We start from the raw sequence: 19,187 nt of genomic DNA on the forward strand, positions 1-19,187 counted from the left end.
GTTAGCATCTCCCCATAGTCGGCCAGTCTGCTTATTGGCCAGCACCACCATATCAAGCCCTGATCGGTTCGCCGGTCGGGGCTTTTCTTTTGCAAAAAGCCGAGGACACCATGGACAAGCCTGGACTGCGCGACGCCTTGCCACAACCGAAACTATCTGACACCCGCACCGACCCGTTCTGGGGCAACCTCGACAGCAGCCTATCTGCTGCCACCTATTCCCAATCTGCAGCCCAAGAGCCAAAGCGCAACCTCGATGTTGGCCTGGGTGATGTGGCCCGTGGGGTTGGCGCTGGTGCGCTGGATCTGGTCGGCGGGATTGGTGAGCTGGCAGGGCAAGCGAGCAAGTTCGGCAAGGAGCGTGGTGGCCACAACGCAGAGGAGGTAGCCAGCAGCGGCGGAGACTACCTGGAGCAGGCGCGTGCCAACATGGCCAACAAGCTCAGCCCGGTGCTGGATTTTGTGGCTGGCGCTGGCGATCTGGCAAAGTCCGGGGCTGAATCACTGACCGAGGGGATGAGCGGTGATGCCAAAGAGGCTATCAACCGTCGCCTGGTCGATGAGACGCCAGAGGGGCGCCTCACCATGGGGGATGGCGCGGGTGATATCGATGTGTGGGCCATGAAGATGGCTCAGGGGGTTGGCTCCATTGTACCAACCCTGCTGGCTGGCGGTGTGACCGGCGTTGCTGCCAAGGCCAGCATTGGTCGGGCTGTTACCGCATCCATGATCAAGCGTGGCGCAACCCAAGAGGTCGCAGAAGCGGTCGCAGCCAAGGCGGTGTCAAAACTGGCCACGGGGGCAGCAGCTACCACAGGGGTGGCAGGTTCTGTTGGTAGCGCCGGGGTGAATACCAAGGAGACCGTGCTCGGTATGAGCTATGACGAGCTCTCGGACAGTGACACCTTTCGCCAATCCTTCACCCGTATCGACCAGGATCAACAGACGCAGCACCTCTCTGATGAGGAAAAGCTGGCGCTAGCCCGGGAAGAGACGGCGAATCTTGCCAGTCGCGCCACCATGAGCGATGCCAAGACCTGGGGCGCTGCGGCGATGGGTTCCATGATGGGCGACGCCATGCTGTTCAAGATGCTGGCGGGTAAGGTTGCAACTGGCGGCGTGCTGAAAAGTGCCGCGAAGGGGGCTGCAGGCGAGGGGATCGGTGAAACCCTTGAGGAGGGGGTGCAGCAATATGCCGTCAACGAATCTCTCAATGAGGTGGCGGCCGCCGATATCGACCCGATGAAAGGTGTTGTGTCCAGTGCGCTGGAAGGCGGCTTGATCGGCATGGGTACCGGTGGCGCCCTGGGTGGAGTTGGTGGCATGCGCAGCGGAAAGTCGCAAGCTGATGGCGAAAGTAACGCCCAGGTAGACCCCGCTACAGCGGAAGAGGTGACCCCCATAGAGCCGGGTGAACCAGTACAGGCCAGCCCTGCTGCCGCGCCGGTAGAGCCGGATCTGGCTTCTGCTGTCGATGCCATTGCTGAACCTGCGATGCCAGTAGGTGAGCAATCCCCGCTCGGCCCAAGCGCCAGCCAGTTTGACGAACTGCGTGATGTGCCAGCCTACCTGCGCCGCGACGATACCGCAGAACGGTTCAAGGGCATGGCCAATGATAGCGAGGTGCAGCGTGCTCTTGCTGGGGAGTTTGGCCAATCAGTGCAGGATCTGGTTGCTGCTCAGATGCAGGGTGGCGATCAGGGCAAGAGCCTTTATGAGCGGGCTCAAGCTGGCGAGCTCGGCGTTGACCCCTTCGCTGGCAACAAAAGTGCCCAGCAAGTGGCCATGGAGAACCAGCGTCCCGCATTGCCACTCAAAGACATCATCTTTGCCGGTAATGCTAACGCTTCGCGAGAACTCACCCAAGAAGGTCACTTTGATGACAAGCAGGCTGGCACTGGGCCCCAGTTCCGCGGCGCCGAGCGCACTCGCTGGCAGAGTGGTCAGGAGGGGGATTTGCTGCCGCCAGAGGCGGCCACCACCAAGCCATCCGGCGAGCTACCTGGGGCAGTGATTGATGGCGAGGCCCGCGAGGTTGGTACCGAGTTACCGCACCGGGATGTGATCTATGGTGCAGATCAGCGCCAGCCTGACGCCAAGCCGCTGCGCGGCAGCGCTACAGAATCGGCAGTTGGCCCGCTCCAGACACTCCGCATCACCCGCAAAGGCAAGCCGTTTGCCAGCGAGAAAGAGGCAGCCATGGCCAGCCGCAAGGGCAAGGAGATGCCGGTGCCGCTCAATGGTGGCGGCTTTGGTGTGGCCGAGATCGCCGAAGTGGAGCAGGCAAAGGCTGCCGCAACCACGCAACCAAGCGTCCCGCGACTCGACGACATTAATGTCGCCGACTCGAATCAACCATCTGATCTTCCAGCACAAAGTGTAAGCGGAGAAACAGTTTCGGCACCGTCTGCCACAGCAGGCGAGGCCAGCCAACTAGCACCTGCTATCGATACCGGATACCGCGAGGTGATCCCCCTCAACCAACCCCAGACAGAGGTGAGCAATGAGCCAGTTACCCCAGTACCTGCAATCAGCAGTGAAGGACAAGGCAATCTGCCTGGCGCAGGCGACCAGGCTGCAGCAGGCGCTGGACCAGCCATTGCCGGACTCGCCGACCGAGCTGGATCCGGATATCCGGCAGACAACACTCCTGCTCCACCTGTACCTGATGGACAGCAGCAAAATGACCCAACACTGACAGCCCCGGCCCCTGATGCCGGGGCTGCTGTTTCTGAGGTGGCGGAACCAGATCCGGTAGTGCCTGCACCTGCCGCCGCGCCGACTCCGTGGGCGGAGGCCATTGATAACCCTGACGGTACCATCACCCTGAAAGGCGAGGTGCCGGCCATCAAGCAGTGGGCCAAGGAGAGCGGCGTGAAGGCGATCCCGGGCAAGGGCGGCATGGTGGTGGCCAAGTCGTCGGCGGCCAAGGTGCGGGAGTATGTAGCGCCTGCCACCAGTGAGCCTGTGCAGAAGATTGAGGCCGCCCGCGCCGAGGTGGCGCCTGAGCCCACCGAGGCACAGAAGGAGGCTGGCAACTACAAGAAAGGCCACCTCACGCTACAGGGGCTGGATATCGCGCTCGAGAACCCCAAGGGATCTACCCGTTCCGGTACCGACAAGGATGGCAAGGCGTGGCAATCGACCATGACCCACGACTACGGCTATATCAAGCGCACCCTGGGTGCGGATGGGGATCATGTCGATGTGTTCATCGGTGACCAGCCAGATAGCGAAATGGTTTATGTGGTGGATCAGGTAGACCCCAAGACCGGCAAGTTTGATGAGCACAAGGTGATGATGGGCTTTGCCGACGAGCAGGCCGCCCGGGATGGCTACCTTGCCAACTATGAGAAGGGGTGGAAGGGGCTCAGTGCCATCAAGGCCATGCCGGTGGAGGAGTTCAAGCGCTGGGTGAAGGAGAGGGATACCACCAAGCCAATAGCTGCTAGCAATGATGCTACGGGCAAGATCACTGATTTTGGAGAGAACATTGGCGGGGCTCGCAAGGATTCCTGGGCTGCATATCGCGACACTGTGGAGGGGGAAACTGCTGAGCAGATTAAGGCACTACCGCTTTCCAAGGCGTGGCCTGCGCCAGATTACGACAAACTAATTGAGTCAGGTGTTGATCGTCAGGCTGTTGCTATTGCCAGGGCTGCTCGCGACGCTATCCCGGCAAAGCCACGCGCTAGCTATAAGGTTAATGGTTGGGCTGATGCGGTTAAGCACATGCGTGACATGGCTCTCGGCCTGCTGGATGGATCCGTTGATGTCGATAAGGCTCGCCGAGTAATGTTGTCCTCCAGGTTGCGCAGCGCTCACGCAGTCATGAACAGGGCGGAGTTGTATCAGGCTGTAGGTCATCAACGAAGCCTCGCTGATCTGGAGCTTTCATCTGGCAGCTATAGCCTTTATGACGGCATTAAATACGACCCGCCAAAGAGCATTTGGACCATCAGCCGGGAGAGCAAATCCAGTGTGTTTGGCAATTGGCCGCGCACTATTGCATCAGGTTCAAACAAAGCTGAGGTGATATCGGAGTTCAAGCGCCACTATGAACAGCTGACAAGCCAGGAGAGCAAACCAAAGACTGTATCATTTGATATTTATAGTAATGACAACCGCAGAAGCTGGATCGTTGGCAAAAAGGTTGGCCGCAATTATTTGGCTCTGACAGAGCCTTTCGAGAAAGTAAGTGACGCGCGCCAGTATCGTGCTGATAACTATGACGAGCTGGTGAGTAAACTGGAAAAGGCCAAGGAGATCCCGCATGAGCGCCGCGACATTAACCAGCCTCGTGTTGGTGAGGACATGCGTGGCGGGGCCGATGTCACCCCCGAGCTGTTTGGGCAAGCATTTGGCTTTCGTGGCGTAGAGTTCGGTAACTGGGTGGAGCAGGGACGACGCCAGCAAGATCTGAACAACGCCTATGATGCATTGATGGATATGGCAGCGGTGCTGGACATCTCCCCAAACGCACTGTCTCTCAATGGCGAGCTTGGGCTGGCATTCGGCGCAAGAGGATCGGGAGGGGTAAATCCTGCTGCGGCACACTATGAGCCTGGTAAGGTAGTGATCAACCTTACCAAGATGAATGGTGCCGGTTCGCTGGGCCATGAGTGGTGGCATGCGCTTGATGGCTATTTCGCTAGATCCCGCGGCCAGTCTGGCGACATGATGACCGAGGCTCTGGATGTATCTTTAGCTGCCCGTGGCAGCCAATTCACCCATCGTGGTGCTGTTCGCAAAGAGATGATCGAGGCATTCGGCGCCGTCAACCGGGCCATCAAGCAGACTGCACTTAAAGAACGGTCTCGAAAGCTGGACGATAAACGCAGCAAGGATTATTGGACCACCGATCGTGAGCTGAGTGCCCGGGCGTTCGAGTCGTACCTTATAGCCAAGCTGCAAGACCAGGCCGCCAGCAACGATTACCTGGCCAACATTGTCAGCGAGGTATCTTGGGATGCGGAAGCCGCTCTTGGGATGCGTCTTGATGGTAGTTATCCATACCCTACAGCTGGAGAGATCCCAGCTATTCGAGCTGGGTTCGATGAGTTCTTTGACACTATTGAAGAGAGAGAAGAGGGTGATCGCAAGGTCCTATTCTCCAAACAGGCCATGTATCAGGGCGATAAGCCGAACAAACACCTGACCCGTAAAGAGGCGGAGCTGGTCACCAAGGAGTGGTTCAAGCAGTACCGGGGCGCCAGCGGCATTGATATGCAGATCCACGCTACCCAGGCGGAGCTTGAGCAGGCGCTGGGGCTGGCCGCCAAAGAGGGGCTGATCCGCCGCGCCGCGTTCGATGACGATAACGGCACCCTGCATGTGGCCGCCGACACCATTGCCAACCCTAAGCGGATGCGCGAAATCCTGCGCCATGAGGTGCTGGCCCACTACGGGCTGGCCAATGTGCTGGGCGATGGTGAGTACACCAAGCTGATCAGCCGCCTTATCAAATCCAAGAATGACCCCAGCATGAAAGCGGTGTGGGACTGGGTTGACACCCACTACGCCGACGAGGAGCTGGGGGTGCAGGCCGAGGAGGTGGTTGCCCACCTGGCCGAGCTGGAGCAGAGCGGCTGGCAGCGTGGCTGGGATAAGGTGGTGGCGTGGTTGACCAAGGCGCTGCGCGTCGTGGGTTTTTTGCCGGATGGGGTATCTGCCGCAGAGGTCAGGTCGCTGATCGAGGGGTTGGGCAAAAAGATGAAGCACGGCGGCCCTGACGATAGCGGCCCGGATGGTGGCCAGAAGTTCAGCCAGGAGGCAGCTAAGCCGGAGAAGAAGGGAGGGGTAAAGATGAGCCAGACCAGCACCACCGCAGCCGACAAGGCCATGGAAAAGCTCAATCTCGGCCCCAAGCCTGACATCATCGACAAGACAAAAGCCAATCTGGACAAGCTGCGCAAAGTGGATCGCGGCGTGGTGGAATCATGGGTGGACCGCTTTATCAAGAAAGCCAACACCGAAGTGATCGACGCACTGGCCCCCATCAAATACGCCGAGGATGCGGCGGGCATTACCGATGCGGCCGACTCCGGCTATATCGCGGCACGGATGGCCACCGGCGCTGCCTCCACTATGCAGGCGACCATGCTCTATGGCCTGCCGGAATGGAAAGATGGGGTGATCCAGCGCAAGGCCGGAACCGGTGAAAAGGACGCGCTGCTTGGCATCTTCTCCGATCTTGGGGCAGATCTGCACAACTGGCTTGGCTGGATGGCCGGTCACCGGGCAGAACTGCTGATGGCGCAGGGGCGCGAGAACCTGCTCGATGCCAATGATATTGCTGCACTCAAAGGGCAGGGCAAGGGGAAGGAGGCCAAGTTCCTTGATGCCAAAGACCGCTGGAACCGACTTAACGCAGCGACACTGGATCTGGCGCAGGAGGCTGGCCTCTTCACCAAAGAGGCGCGGGCCGAATTTGAAAACGAGTGGTATATCCCATTTTTCCGTGAATCTGATGACGGTGACGTTATCGCCCCCTTCAAGCCGAAGGGGATCGCCAACCAGAGCGCCGGGATCAAGAAGCTCAAGGGCGGGGAAGCCAATACCAACGACCTGCTCGAGAACATCTTCACCTCTACCTCCAAGCTGATTGATGCCTCCATGAAGAACATGGCGGCGCAAAAGACCGTCTGGAATCTGGCTGATACCGGGCTCATTGAGGTGATACCCAAGCCTAACAAGATGGACTATCAGGCGCTTGCCAATGGCAAAGACCGGATCATGCTCAAGCTGGAGGGGGAGGAGTACATGTTGCGGGTGGAGGACCCTGACCTGTATCGCGCCATGACCTTCTTCGATCGCCAACCGTTCGGCGCCATGGTCAACATGGCATCCAAAGCCAAGCGGCTGCTGACGGCTGGGGTGACCGCCTCGCCAGAGTTTATGTTGCGCAACTTCCTGCGTGACTCGCTCTCCAGCTGGGCGATAAGCAAGGACGGCTTCAAGCCGGTGATCGACTCCATCAAGGGGGTGAAGAAGACCCTGGCGATGGATGGCAGCACCATTGATGTGATGTTCAGCGGTGCCAGCTTTCTGGGTGGCTACGTCAACGGCAACGACCCTGGTGCCATGGCAGACACCGTGCGCAAGTCACTGCGCCGCAAGGGGATGACCCCGGAGCAGATCGCCCGCTACGAAAAGAGCATCATCCGCAATGCGGCACATGCCAAGGGCGTGGTGGCCGATGCATGGGAGAAGTACAGCCGCTATGGTGAGGCGCTGGAGAACGCCAACCGTGAGGCGGTCTATGCCGCCGCCATCAAGGCTGGCAAGAGCCACGCCCAGGCGGCGTTTGAGTCGAAAGACCTGATGGACTTCTCCATGCTCGGGGCGGCCCGCTTTATTCAGGGGGCGTCCCTGGTGCTGCCGTTCTTCAACGCCCGCCTGCAGGGGTTGAGCAAATTAACCCGGGAGCTGCGTGACAACCCGCGCGAAATTGCCAAGCGTGCTGGCATGATCACCGCCATGTCGCTCGGCCTGCTGGCCGCCAACTGGGACGATGAGCGATACGAAGAGCTGCCGGACTGGGACAAGGACGCCAACTGGCACTTCTTCATTGGCGATCAGCACTTCCGCATCCCCAAGCCGTTCGAGATTGGCGTGATGTTCGGCACCATTCCGGAGCGCATGGTGCGCGCCATGGGCGACAAGGACACCGGCGCCCAGTTCGGCAAGGCCGTGGCCAGGGCGATCGGCGATACCTTTGCCCTCAACCCTACCCCCCAGATCGTCAAGCCGCTGGTAGAGGCAGCCTTCAACTATGACAGCTTCCGTGGCGGCCCCATTGACAGCCCGCAGGATCTGGCTGTGAAGGCAGAAGCCCGCTACAACGAGCAGACCAGCTTGCTGATGCGAGAGCTCGGCGAGCTGTCTGGACTCTCACCCAAGCAGCTTGAGCATTTGGTGATTGGCTATACCGGCACTATGGGAAGCTATGTGATGGCCACGGCTGACGGCCTGATCAGGGCATCTCGCCCGGGCGAGTCGGCCAGCTGGCGTGCTGACGAGATCCCGCTGGTGAAAGCCGTGTACCGTGGCACAGGTCCGGCCAAGTCCACCCAGCATATGGAAGAGTTTTACCGGATGCTAAACGAGGTGAACCAGCTCAAGCGCACCGTTGACCAGTACCGCAGCGAAGGGCTGGATGACAAGGCGAACGAGCTGATGGATGAGCAGAGCGGGATCTTGAAGGCACGCCGCAGCCTGAGCCGCACCCAGCAGCAGGTAAGGGTGGTGCGCAACAAGATTGAGCTGATCCAGCGTGACCGCACCATGAATGCAGAGGAGAAGCGCCAGCGCATTGACGAGCTACTGGCCCGCCGCAATGATCTGGTGTATCAGGCGGTAAACAAGAACAAGGCGAACTGGGAGTAAGGGAGAATAGCGGCCCTGGCTGAGCCCATGAGAAAGGGGTAAGCTAGGGCCTTAATATGTGAGGACCCTGACCATGTGGATACTGTTTGCGTTGATAATGATGGTGGTGGCGCTCAAGGCGTTCAGTTTCAGCTTTACGCTGGCCCTGATCCCATTTGCTGCCGGGTGTTGGTGTTTTAGCAAATCCAGCCGGAGCGATCTGGATGACTTTATGGCATTCAGCTTCTTCTTTGTCCTGGTTGGATTTGCTATTGCGGCGCTTGATCAGCTGTTTTGATGTTGTTTCACATTTCTATTTATAAAAACAATAGCAGCGATGCCGCCTAGAACTCCGAACTGAATAACAAGCCTTTCTATATCTATAGTTACGCCGGTGTTATTTGAGTGACCGACAAGTGATGGTGGTGATGAAATCACTGAATATCCAGCAGGAATTTCCTTTCTTGTCATATTTGTATTCACAACAAACTTCCAAGGCGGGACGATACTCATTAATATAAATAATGATATTAGAGCGCTATAGATTTTCTTTTCATTAGACATGAGTGGCACCATACTTTTATTGGCAGCAAGCCATCCTATAACCAATACCACAACTACAAGAATGAAGGTTCCGCTGTTGTCTTTTGATTGCTTCTCCTTGGTGTCAACCTGCATCCCTTGGCGTCCTTGCGCGTTACCAAGCTCTTTCTGAGCTTGAAGCCTTTCATATTCTTCTAGGTTTTTATCAAACTCACTCCAGAACTTGTCATCATGCACCACCTGCGAACTTACGGATGCACCAGTGGCGCAGTGTGACATTCCAATAAATAAAAAAACAAAAATAAACCTAAGTAATATCATCAAAGCTCACCCACCATTACCTTCTTTTTTCTTCATTTCGCTTCTGACGAACTCAATAACTTCTTTGATATGCTCATCAAACTCATGGTAATTGAATCTGGAGTTGGTTCTGTGAGCTTCGTCATCAATGATAATCGCGCCGTCTGGTAGCGATCTGGCGACACTCTCTTTATCGTCATCAAAAGATTTTTGAAGTCGGTGAACAATTTCAGCATTCATGGTTCTTCCTGCCGCCGCCGCAGACTCATGGATTGCTGAGTGAAGCGCCCTTGGTAGGCGTAGAGCTGTTTTTTGTATGTCTTTGCTCATGATGTCACGAACTCTGGTTTGCTTATATGTGGGTACGTTAGCAAAAACATCCTAACAATTCACTCTGACTTCACCACAAAACACCTTTACTTCACTTTGGAGTCAGAACTAAGCTGCAAGGCGTGACTTCATGGTGAAGTCTTTTTGGGAGGGTTTGTGAAGCAGGTAATCGCACCAACCGGCATTAGGATGCCAGACGAGATCAAGGATTGGTTAACCAAGAGAGCTGCTGGAAACGAGCGCAGCATGAACAAGGAGGTGTTGTTCATCTTGAGAAGAGAGATGGAGAAGGATGAGCAAGATGAAGGCAAGTAGCTCAAATAGTTCGACCCAAGCTGTTGACGCAGCTCGGGCCGAGGAATGTAAACCCAACCACCAAGTAAGGATTACGGTATGACTATACAACAACAGTATCAGCAAACCAAAGTTTTGGCAGGGCCGCAGAATTCCATGCCGGTGATTGCCGGAGTTGAGATCACCACTGATGAAGCTGGGCGCTTCAATCTCAATGCCCTCCATCGGGCAAGTGGTGCCGGCGACCATAAGGCGCCAAATCAATGGCTGCGAACCAAGCAGGCTAAAGAGCTGATTTCCGAGCTAGCCAACCAGACTGCTAATTCACAGTCTGGTCATGAAGTGCTCAAAGTTATCAATGGTGGCGTGGCACCAGGCACATTCACTCATGAGCTGCTGGCGATTTCATATGCCAGTTGGATCAGCCCAGCCTTCCATCTGCAGGTCAATCAGGTGTTCCTTGACTACCGCACTGGCAAGCTGGCACCGGTTCCGCAGCAACTCACTACCATCGAGATCTTGCAGATCGCCATGCAGTCAGAGCAGGAGCGCCTGCGCTTGCTGACCGTCAACCAAGAACTTGAGCAAAAGATCGAGACTGATGCGCCACTGGTTCGCTTCGCCAAGCAGGTGGAGGTCACGCCTGACTCAATTAGCGTCGGCAAGGCGGCCAAGATCATTGGCACTGGCCAAAATCGGCTATTTGCCTATTTGCGCCAGATGGGCTGGGTGAGCCGCAAAAATGAGCCATACCAAGCCAAGATCGAGCAGGGGTTGATGGATGTGAAGATCAGCCCTTGGGATCACCCGGAGTTTGGCTTGCAGAAGCGATCCGTTGCACTGATAACAGGGAAGGGGCTGTCAAAGTTGCAACAGCTGTGGTCCGTGGATCAAGGGAGGCTGCTGTCATGAGCGCATCCCAACTGATGGTAGAGCTGGCCGCCTTGCTTGATGATCTGGAAGGTGTCGATATGACGCGAGTCGAGCGAGCCAAGATAACGGCGCGGATAGAGCGCATGATGCCTGAGCAGGCAGAGTAATAATGGTGGGGCTTCGGCCCCATTTTTGTTGCCTGTTGAAAGCCACAAGATCCGAGTTGGGATGTGGTAAATCCCATCACCACACTGATAAGATGGTCTCGTTGTTGGTTTCATTAGCGAACTGGAGGTATGGATGGTCAGTATACGTCGCTCTCATTAATCAGGTGTTCGCCTGAGAGGTGAGCAAGGCGTGCCTGGGGATGTCACCCCATGCAACTTTGCTATCAGGAGTTCGCAATGAACCCCATTTTCCTCGTGACTGAACTTGAAGAAATCATTGAATCGCTTGATCTTACCCGCCTCACTCGTGCCGAGATCGCCAACATCCTTGAGCAGTTGAAGGATTGTTGCGGCCGGGATGAATCACGCCAAGGCTCCGATGAGTAAGACAGCACAGGGGGGCGAGCCATCGCCCCTTACCCCACCCGAACCCCAAGTATCTCGGCATAGCAATTCAGCATCGACGCCAGGTGTGGCTTCGGCAGTCGTGCTGCGCGGTTGATTAGCCCCATATGTTCATCATCTGAAACGCTCCAGTCAGGATCCGCAAGGATGGCCTGGACGGATAGGCCCATTGCTGACGAGAGCATGACCGCCTCTGCCAATCCCATGAAGTCGTCGTGATGCGGCGATAGCCATCGAGAAATGCTGGAGCGGGGGATATCGGTCAGTTGGCTGATCTTGGACTGGCTGAGTTTTCTCTCGGCCATAAGCTTGCGCACCTTCTTCTTTGTGCGATGGACATACTCGAGGCTAGAGCTGGTCAGATACCGCTTCATAGGCATTCCTTATCTGTGGTTGCAAACCGTGCTCTAGATCATGTTTTTATCATTGTCCCATATTTGGGATCCTTATAGTGCAATTGCTCAGTAATGGCACATCGTGGTCGTGTAGATTGTAGTCAAAAAAATAGATGGCTGAGTACACGGAGAGTCGCCGCAAAAATCAACATTTACATAAGTGGCGGTTTTATGACGAGTTATAGAGTATGGGATCTATCAACGGCTAGGAAAAAGGTAAAGGAGGCTCAAGAAGATACTGCTCCACTAAGTCTGCAAAAAGTGGTACATTCGCTTGGTTACTGTATGGGTATACAGTGTTTCACAGTCGAGAGACTGAGAGTAGAAAAGCGGGGACCTGACCGGATGGATTCACTAACTGAGCTTGAGAATATTCTTGATACTTTGGACCTGACGAGGGTGGAGGAAGAGAAGATCGCGCGCATTCTTGAAAGACTTCGCGATGAGCTGACCGCTGCGCCATAGGGATGCGGTCGGTTCGGATTGGCCCGCCATTGAGCGGGCTTTTCTATGCGCGATTTTTGGTGGCGGGAGGTGTTGGAGTGGTAAAAAGAAAAAAGCCTGCATTTCTGCAGGCTTTCTTGCTCTTGGATCACCAGTGGATCATTTTAGTTCCCACTTTGGGCCAGTCACGGTCGCCTTGATTTGGCTAAGTGGCTGTTTTAACTCGTTTTGTCCTGTCTGTGTCCTAGTTAAATTGGTGGAGCTGGGGGGATTTGAACCCCCGTCCAAAATTACTACATCCGCGGTACTACATGCTTAGTCACTCTTTACATTCGCCAACCCGCTGCGGAGAGACACGCCACGAATTGACTAGCTCGATTGGTTTTAATGCTTCCGCCCCGAGCAGGACTTCCACACGATCCTGTGAAGGATGACCTTCCGATTCCCTAGGACACAGGCAAGCTAGGGTAGAAGGGCTCTATGCAGGTTATTAAGCTGCTAGTGCGTAGTTTTCGTCGTTTGCGACTATTTTTTTGCGGTTTGTTAACGAGGCCTACCGCACCTCGGCATGCACCTTGGGTTTCGTGAATCTTGTCGAATCCAGAATCAGCCCCAAGTTGTTAGAAGCGATTGTACGCAAAAATGCTGTTATAGCAAGGCGTTGATGACCATTCCCTCTGGTCATTTGGCTGTTTGCTGATTTATTGTGCTCAGCTGACTCGAGTCAACTGCGCAGGGGAAGCAGAATGGCTTGCTGGCCCTGAACATCCGGAGTGTGAGTCCGGATAACCGGGGATTAGCCGCGATTTTTGTTCTTCATGATGCGGGATTTTTCCCGATCCCATTCGCGCGCCTTGGTGTCTTCGCGCTTGTCGTGCTCTTTCTTGCCTTTCACTAGGCCGATCTCGACCTTGACCCAGCACTCTTTCCAGTAGAGAGCCAGTGGCACTATGGTGTAGCCCTGACGGGCGGTCAGGCTTTCGAGTTTGTCGATTTCACGGCGGCTCAGCAGCAGTTTGCGGGTGCGAGTCGGATCACAGACCACATGGCTGGACGCGGCGTTCAGGGGCAAGAAGCTGGAGCCGAACAGGAAGGCTTCACCCTGCAAGAAGATGACGTAGGCTTCGCTGATATTGGCCTTGCCCGCCCGCAGGGATTTGACTTCCCACCCTTGCAGGGACAAGCCAGCTTCCACTCTCTCTTCGATGAAGTATTCGTGGCGGGCGGCTCGATTCAGAGCAATGGTGCTGGACCCGGCTTTGTTTTTACTGTTTTTTTTGCTCATGACGGGCGATTTCCGGCAATGACTAGGAGGCTCGTATTATACGTAGGCGTGAGCGGCTGTAAAACGCGCTGCAAGTCAACTGGTGGCTTTATGAGCGGTTTGGCCGAGGTTTTCGCTCCACAACCGGAAACATGGTGGTAAAATCGCGCCGATTGGATGAGGAAAAGCCATGCCCCGGATTACGCGTAGTGCCCTGGTGATGTTCAGTGCAGAACAGATGTTCAAGTTGGTTAACGATGTGGATGCCTATCCGCAGTTTTTGCCCGGTTGTGTCGGCAGCCGTGTCCACGAGGCGGGTGATGACTACATGACTGCATCGGTCGATGTGGCCAAGGCGGGGATTGCCAAGACCTTTACCACTCGCAATCAGCTGGATGTGAACCGTCAGATCAGGATGGAGCTGGTAGATGGCCCGTTTCGCAAGTTGGCGGGTTGGTGGACCTTTACCCCGCTCGATGTGGATGCCTGCAAGGTGGAGTTCGATCTCGATTTCGAATTTACCTCCAAGCTGATCGAGATGGCATTTGGTCAGGTGTTCCGCGATCTGGTGAGCTCCATGGTCTCAGCCTTCTCCAAGCGGGCGAAGGAGGTCTACGGTGTCTGACCAGCTCAATATCGAGGTTGTCTATGCCTTGCCGCAACAGCAGACGGTGATTGCGCTACGCGTGCCGTCCGAGACCTGCGTGCTGGCGGCCATCGAGCAGTCCGGCATTGTGCAAAAGCACCCCGAGATCGATCTGGCGGTCAACAAGTTCGGCATCTACAGCCGCCCGGTGAAAGGTGGCGAGTTGCTGCAGGATGGCGATCGCATCGAGATTTATCGGCCCTTGACCGCCGATCCGCGCGAAATGCGCAAGAAACGCGCAGAAAAGGCCAAGGAGGAGGGGAGAGCCGATAGCGTGACCGGTGGCCGCCCCGATGTGCATCGCAAGCGCAGCGAATAGCGCTCAGGTTTTTCTTGCAGAAAAAAGGCGCCGAGGCGCCTTTTTTTGATCCCGTCAGCCGCTCATCTGGCCGAGGGGATATCAAGGGCGGGCTGCGTCAGCCCAGGGCTGGTTCTGCCACACCCAACTGCGCGCGCGCCCAGGCGGCCAGCAGCTCGACGCCGCTTTGCATCACTCGCTCATCGAAATCGAAGGCGTTGTGGTGGTGCGGCGCCGCCAGATCGGCACCCAGGATCAGATAAGCCGCTTCGCCCCCCTGCTTTTGCACCCGCTCCATCAGAAAACCGGCATCTTCGCTGGCGCCAAAGCGGCGAGTCTGGATGGTGGCGAGCCCCTGCTTGCGGGCTAGCGCCGCCAGCTCTGCCTGCAGCGCCGGGCTGTTCTCCAGCGCAATCGCCTCACCCTGTTTGATGATGCGGTAGGTGACGCCGTGGGTGAGGGCAGTGCCTTCGACGATGCGCTGCACCTGACTGAACATGTAGTCGTTGAGGGTGCTGTCGGCGCCACGGGTTTCACCGTGCAGCACGGCATGGTCGGGAATGACGTTGCGCCCGCTGCCGCCGTGAAGCTGGCCGATATTGATGCGGGTCATGCCATCGCGGTGGCGGGGAATGCCGAGCATGGCGGTGGTGGCCATGCAGGCCGCGGCCAGCGCATTGCTGCCGGCGTTGGGCTCAAGCCCGGCGTGAGCCGCGGTGCCCATAAAGTGGACGTCGAACTTGGTGGAGCAGAGAAACTCGGTGGGGTTGATCACCAGCTCGCCGCTACCGGCGTGAATGCCGATATGAAGCGAGAGCAGGGCATCCACGTCATCGAGTGCGCCACCGGCCGCCAGCGCCTTGCCCCCGCGACACCCCTCTTCAGCGGGTTGGAAGAACAGCTTGATGCGCCCGCACAGCTGCTCCTTCATCGCCATCAGCTGGCTGGCCAGCCCCATGCCGATGGCGGTGTGGCCATCGTGGGCGCAGGCGTGCATCCACCCCTTGTTGTGGGAGGCAAAGCCCTCCTGCTGCGGCTGGTGCTGTTCGGCGTCGGACTCTTCTACCTCCACCGCATCGATATCGAAGCGAAAGGCCAGGGTCGGGCCGGGACGACCGGTATCCAGCTCCCCCATCAGCCCGGTGACATCGCCGATCCGCTCCAGCCAGTCGGGATGGGCGCCCTGACGGCGGGCGCGAGCCTTCTCGGCCGCCACATCCAGATCGCGCCCCATCATCAGGTTGCTGGCCAGCAGCTTGTCGCCGAGCACGATGCGATAGCCGAGCTCGCTCAGGTGGTGGGCAATCAGGCTGGTGGTGCGAAACTCTTTCCAGGCGGCTTCCGGCAGGCGGTGCAGGTCGCGGCGCCACAGGATCAGGTGCTCAAGGGTCATCTTGGCTTCCTTGGTGATTCGATTTGTCGGCTATTGTGCCTTTTTTCCCGGCTGACCACACGGGGCCTGCAGCTGGTCGGGGGAGCGGCGAGTGCGGGTTATGGCAGTGGGGGCCTTGAATGGTGGTGAGCGCGCATAAAAAACGCCTCCACAAGGGAGGCGTTGTCGAGGCGTGGTGATCAGGCCGCGTGATGGTAAGCGGAGGCTTCAAACAGCTTCTTGTTGGCCACCAGATCGATGGGGTCAAAATCATCGACGTTGATGGTGCGCAGGCGACTCACTTCGGCGCGGCGCAGCAGCTCCGCTTCGCTCTGGGTCAGTACGCCAGCGGCCAGGCCAATATCGGCCACCTTGTTCAGCTGGGTGAAGGGACGCTTGATGCCATCTGCCTTGCAGACCTTGTCAAACAGCGGCTCGGCGGCCAGCACGTCATCGAGCGCCTGCTCCAGCAGTCCGAAGGGGTTACCCTCTTCGCGGGTCAGATACTGCCCCTTGGCCAGACGGCTGCGGGTCTCACTCGGGGTTTGCAGCAGACGGGCGACCTGGCTATCGAGCTTGTCGCTCGGGCGGTTCAGATCACGGCCGAGCGGCAGCACCACGGCGCGCAGGGCAAGGCCAATCCAGCGGTTCGGGAAGTTGCGCAGCAGCTCGTCGATCGCCTCTTGTGCCTTGAACATGGCATCTTGCAGTGCCCAGTGCAGCAGCGGCAGGTCGGCCTGCTGGCGTCCCTCATCCTGATAGCGCTTGAGGGCGCTGGAGGCCAGATAGAGCTGGCTCAGCACATCGCCAAGGCGAGCGGAGACCCGCTCTTTGCGCTTGAGTTCGCCACCCAGGGTGCCCATCGCCATGTCTGACAGGAATGCCAGGTTAGCCGAGAGGCGGGAGAGCTGCTGGTAGTAGCTCTTGGTCTGATCCTTGTACGGTGCAGAGGCAAAGCGGGCGCCGGTGATACCGAGCCAGAAGCTGCGCACCAGGTTGCTGATGGCAAAGCCGACGTGGCTGAACATGGCCTTGTCGAAATCCTTCAGTGCCTGCTCCTTGTCGGGATGGCTGGCGGCCAGCATCTCCGGCAGTACATACGGGTGGCAGCGGATAGCGCCCTGACCGTAGATGATCATGCTGCGGGTCAGAATGTTGGCCCCTTCCACCGTGACGGCGATGGGGGCTCCCTGATAGCCACGGGCCAGATAGTTGTTGGGGCCCATGCAGATCGCCTTGCCGCCGTGGATGTCCATGGCATCGATGATGCACTTCTGGGCACGGTCGGTGAGGTGGTATTTGACGATGGCGGAGATGACCGAGGGCTTTTGCCCCAGATCGATACCGGTCACTGTCAGGGTGGCGGCAGCGCCCATGATGTAGGCGTTACCACCGATGCGAGCCAGCGGCTCTTCGATCCCTTCCATCTTGCCGATAGGCAGCTTGAACTGGCGACGGATGCGGCTGTAGGCGCCGCTCGCCAGGGCCAGCATTTTGACGCCACCGGTGCTGTTGGAGGGCAGGGTGATACCGCGACCGACCGACAGACACTCCACCAGCATGCGCCAGCCCTGACCGGCCATGGCCGGGCCGCCGATGATGAAGTCGAGCGGGACGAACACATCCTTGCCCTGAGTCGGGCCGTTCTGGAACGGCACGTTGAGCGGGAAGTGGCGACGGCCAATGCCGACACCCTTGATATGAGTTGGAATGAGGGCGCAGGTGATGCCGAGCTCCTCTTCGTCACCCAGCAGATGCTCAGGGTCACGCAGCTTGAAGGCCAGACCCAGCACGGTGGCGATGGGGGCGAGGGTGATGTAGCGCTTGTTCCAGGTCAGGCGCATACCGAGCACCTCTTTGCCTTCCCACTCGCCTTTGCAGACGATACCGAAGTCGGGGATGGAGCCGGCGTCAGAACCCGCTTCCGGGCTGGTCAGGGCGAAGCAGGGGATCTCTTTGCCGATTGCCAGACGGGGCAGGTAGTGGTCTTTCTGGGCCTCAGTGCCATAGTGTTGCAGCAATTCGCCCGGGCCGAGGGAGTTGGGCACGCCGACGGTGGAGGCGAGCACGGCGCTGGTGCCAGTCAGTTTTTGCAGCACACAGGATTGGGCATAGGCCGAAAACTCGAGGCCGCCATATTTCTTCTTGATGATCATGGCGAAGAACTTGTGGTCCTTCAGGTATTGCCATACCTCGGGGGAGAGATCGGCGCGCTCGTGGGTCACTTCCCAGTCGTTCACCATGCGGCACACTTCCTCGACCGGACCATCCATAAAGGCCTGCTCTTCGGCAGAGAGGGTCGCGATCGGGATGGCGTGCAGCTTTTTCCAGTCCGGGTTGCCCGCGAACAGATCGGCTTCCCACCAGGTGGTGCCCGCTTCGATCGCCTCTTTTTCGGTGCGGGACATCTCCGGCATGATCGATTTGTAGATCTTGAACAGCGGCTTGGTCAGTTGGTTGCGGCGAAACTCTACCATGTTGAGCGGGATGGCGATCACCGCAAACAGCGCCCAGACCAGCAAGGGCACATGACCATAGATAGCGCCAAGCACCAAAGCGGCGCCGGTAATCAGGGTGGCGGTAAACAGGGATGTCCGGCGATAAGCCAGGGCTCCGATAACCAGGATCACCCCGAGCAGAGTGAGGGTCGTCGTCATTGCTTGCTCCTTGCGTGGTTAGGTTGCCAACGTGGTATTACTGATCCAGAGGTCTGACCTGTTGGATATGGCCTCTGTTGTAATTGATACGCACAAAGTTATCAAGCTGTTTACAAGTTCATTACCTTCTCTGTGATCCCCGTAACGTTCATGAGGCACCCGTGCCGTGGTGGGTAGGGGGGCGACTCCGGGATTGGCTTATGCGAGAATAGCCGCCAGCGATAAGCGACCCAAATAGTGGAAGAGACATCATGTATCAAGAACTGATCCGCAATGAATTGACCGAAGCTGCCAGCGTGCTGCAGGCCTTCCTGGCTGATGAGCAGAACCTGAAAAACATCGAAGCGGCCGCCAAACTGCTGGCTGCCTCTTTCAAAGAAGAGGGCAAGGTGCTCTCTTGTGGTAACGGTGGTTCCCACTGTGATGCCATGCACTTTGCCGAAGAGCTGACCGGTCGTTACCGCGAAAACCGTCCGGGTTATGCCGGTATCGCTATCTCTGATCCCAGCCACCTCTCCTGTGTCTCCAACGACTTTGGCTATGACTATGTCTTCTCACGCTACGTGGAAGCGGTAGGCCGTCGTGGTGACGTGCTGCTTGGTATCTCCACCAGTGGCAACTCCGGTAATATCCTCAAGGCTATCGAGGCTGCCCACGCCAAAGGCATGAAGGTCATCGCCCTGACCGGCAAGGATGGCGGCAAGATGGCGGGTCTGGCAGATGTCGAGATCCGGGTGCCGCACTTCGGCTATGCCGACCGCATTCAGGAAATACACATCAAGGTGATCCACATCCTGATCCAGCTGGTCGAAAAAGAGATGGCCAAGTAATCA

15 protein-coding genes and 1 other RNA gene are annotated in these 19,187 nt (G+C 57.4%); 9 read left to right on the forward strand and 7 right to left on the reverse strand.

Going from position 1 to position 19,187, the window contains the following annotated elements; genetic code table 11:
* Positions 1-110: 110 nt before the first annotated feature.
* Both ACY8FN_RS10140 and ACY8FN_RS10145 read left to right on the forward strand, forming a co-directional pair.
* Positions 111-8,387: an LPD38 domain-containing protein gene (locus tag ACY8FN_RS10140; RefSeq protein ID WP_463099938.1), complete on the forward strand. Its 8,277-nt coding sequence runs from the start codon at positions 111-113 to the stop codon at positions 8,385-8,387.
* Positions 8,388-8,460: 73 nt separating this feature from the next.
* A complete protein-coding gene (locus ACY8FN_RS10145; protein ID WP_069556139.1) occupies positions 8,461-8,664 on the forward strand; it encodes a hypothetical protein in 204 nt (67 codons plus the stop codon).
* Here the strand turns inward: ACY8FN_RS10145 and ACY8FN_RS10150 are convergent.
* Both ACY8FN_RS10150 and ACY8FN_RS10155 read right to left on the reverse strand, forming a co-directional pair.
* Positions 8,652-9,233 carry a hypothetical protein gene (locus tag ACY8FN_RS10150; RefSeq protein WP_463099939.1) on the reverse strand — a complete coding sequence of 194 codons (582 nt, stop codon included), beginning with the start codon at positions 9,231-9,233 and terminating at the stop codon, positions 8,652-8,654. The two genes, ACY8FN_RS10145 and ACY8FN_RS10150, sit on opposite strands and share 13 nt — an antisense overlap.
* Positions 9,234-9,236: 3 nt before the next feature.
* On the reverse strand, positions 9,237-9,539 hold the full coding sequence (locus ACY8FN_RS10155; protein ID WP_463099940.1) for an Arc family DNA-binding protein: 303 nt from the start codon (positions 9,537-9,539) through the stop codon (positions 9,237-9,239).
* Between the two features lie 156 nt (positions 9,540-9,695).
* Here ACY8FN_RS10155 and ACY8FN_RS10160 point away from each other — a divergent pair, with 156 nt between their 5' ends.
* The 4 genes from ACY8FN_RS10160 to ACY8FN_RS10175 all read left to right on the forward strand — a co-directional run bounded on the left by ACY8FN_RS10160 (position 9,696) and on the right by ACY8FN_RS10175 (position 11,260).
* Entirely contained in the window at positions 9,696-9,854 is a 159-nt protein-coding gene (locus tag ACY8FN_RS10160) for an Arc family DNA-binding protein (protein ID WP_463099941.1), read from the forward strand.
* Between the two features lie 78 nt (positions 9,855-9,932).
* Complete coding sequence (locus tag ACY8FN_RS10165) at positions 9,933-10,745, forward strand: KilA-N domain-containing protein (RefSeq protein ID WP_463099942.1); 813 nt, start codon at positions 9,933-9,935, stop codon at positions 10,743-10,745.
* Positions 10,742-10,873 (forward strand): hypothetical protein, encoded by a 132-nt coding sequence (locus ACY8FN_RS10170; protein ID WP_272950964.1) that lies wholly within the window; start codon positions 10,742-10,744, stop codon positions 10,871-10,873. The genes ACY8FN_RS10165 and ACY8FN_RS10170 overlap by 4 nt, the downstream gene beginning before the upstream one ends.
* 237 nt (positions 10,874-11,110) lie before the next feature.
* Entirely contained in the window at positions 11,111-11,260 is a 150-nt protein-coding gene (locus tag ACY8FN_RS10175; RefSeq protein ID WP_162517237.1) for a hypothetical protein, read from the forward strand.
* A 29-nt stretch (positions 11,261-11,289) separates the two neighbouring features.
* Here the strand turns inward: ACY8FN_RS10175 and ACY8FN_RS10180 are convergent, their stop codons facing one another.
* The 3 genes from ACY8FN_RS10180 to smpB form a co-directional block, all read right to left on the reverse strand.
* Positions 11,290-11,652: a helix-turn-helix domain-containing protein gene (locus tag ACY8FN_RS10180; protein WP_041980052.1), complete on the reverse strand. Its 363-nt coding sequence runs from the start codon at positions 11,650-11,652 to the stop codon at positions 11,290-11,292.
* A 719-nt stretch (positions 11,653-12,371) separates the two neighbouring features.
* Positions 12,372-12,731: a transfer-messenger RNA gene (gene ssrA / locus ACY8FN_RS10185) on the reverse strand.
* Positions 12,732-12,913: 182 nt separating this feature from the next.
* Positions 12,914-13,402, reverse strand: coding sequence for an SsrA-binding protein SmpB (gene smpB, locus ACY8FN_RS10190; protein WP_042020331.1), 489 nt, complete (start codon positions 13,400-13,402; stop codon positions 12,914-12,916).
* A gap of 169 nt (positions 13,403-13,571) precedes the next feature.
* On the opposite strand from smpB, the gene ACY8FN_RS10195 reads away from it, so the two are divergent.
* A complete protein-coding gene (locus tag ACY8FN_RS10195) occupies positions 13,572-14,006 on the forward strand; it encodes an SRPBCC family protein (RefSeq protein ID WP_042020332.1) in 435 nt (144 codons plus the stop codon).
* Positions 13,999-14,346: an RnfH family protein gene (locus tag ACY8FN_RS10200; RefSeq protein ID WP_463099943.1), complete on the forward strand. Its 348-nt coding sequence runs from the start codon at positions 13,999-14,001 to the stop codon at positions 14,344-14,346. The genes ACY8FN_RS10195 and ACY8FN_RS10200 overlap by 8 nt, the downstream gene beginning before the upstream one ends.
* A gap of 97 nt (positions 14,347-14,443) precedes the next feature.
* Here ACY8FN_RS10200 and ACY8FN_RS10205 read toward each other — a convergent pair whose 3' ends face one another.
* Together ACY8FN_RS10205 and fadE are read right to left on the reverse strand one after the other, a co-directional pair.
* Entirely contained in the window at positions 14,444-15,718 is a 1,275-nt protein-coding gene (locus tag ACY8FN_RS10205) for an amidohydrolase (protein ID WP_463099944.1), read from the reverse strand.
* Between the two features lie 179 nt (positions 15,719-15,897).
* Positions 15,898-18,354 (reverse strand): acyl-CoA dehydrogenase FadE, encoded by a 2,457-nt coding sequence (gene fadE, locus ACY8FN_RS10210; protein WP_463099945.1) that lies wholly within the window; start codon positions 18,352-18,354, stop codon positions 15,898-15,900.
* 251 nt (positions 18,355-18,605) lie between these two features.
* Here fadE and lpcA point away from each other — a divergent pair, with 251 nt between their 5' ends.
* Entirely contained in the window at positions 18,606-19,184 is a 579-nt protein-coding gene (gene lpcA, locus ACY8FN_RS10215; protein WP_101316920.1) for a D-sedoheptulose 7-phosphate isomerase, read from the forward strand.
* The last annotated feature ends 3 nt before the right edge of the window (positions 19,185-19,187 follow it).

Source organism: Aeromonas sp. 160P, assembly GCF_055193095.1.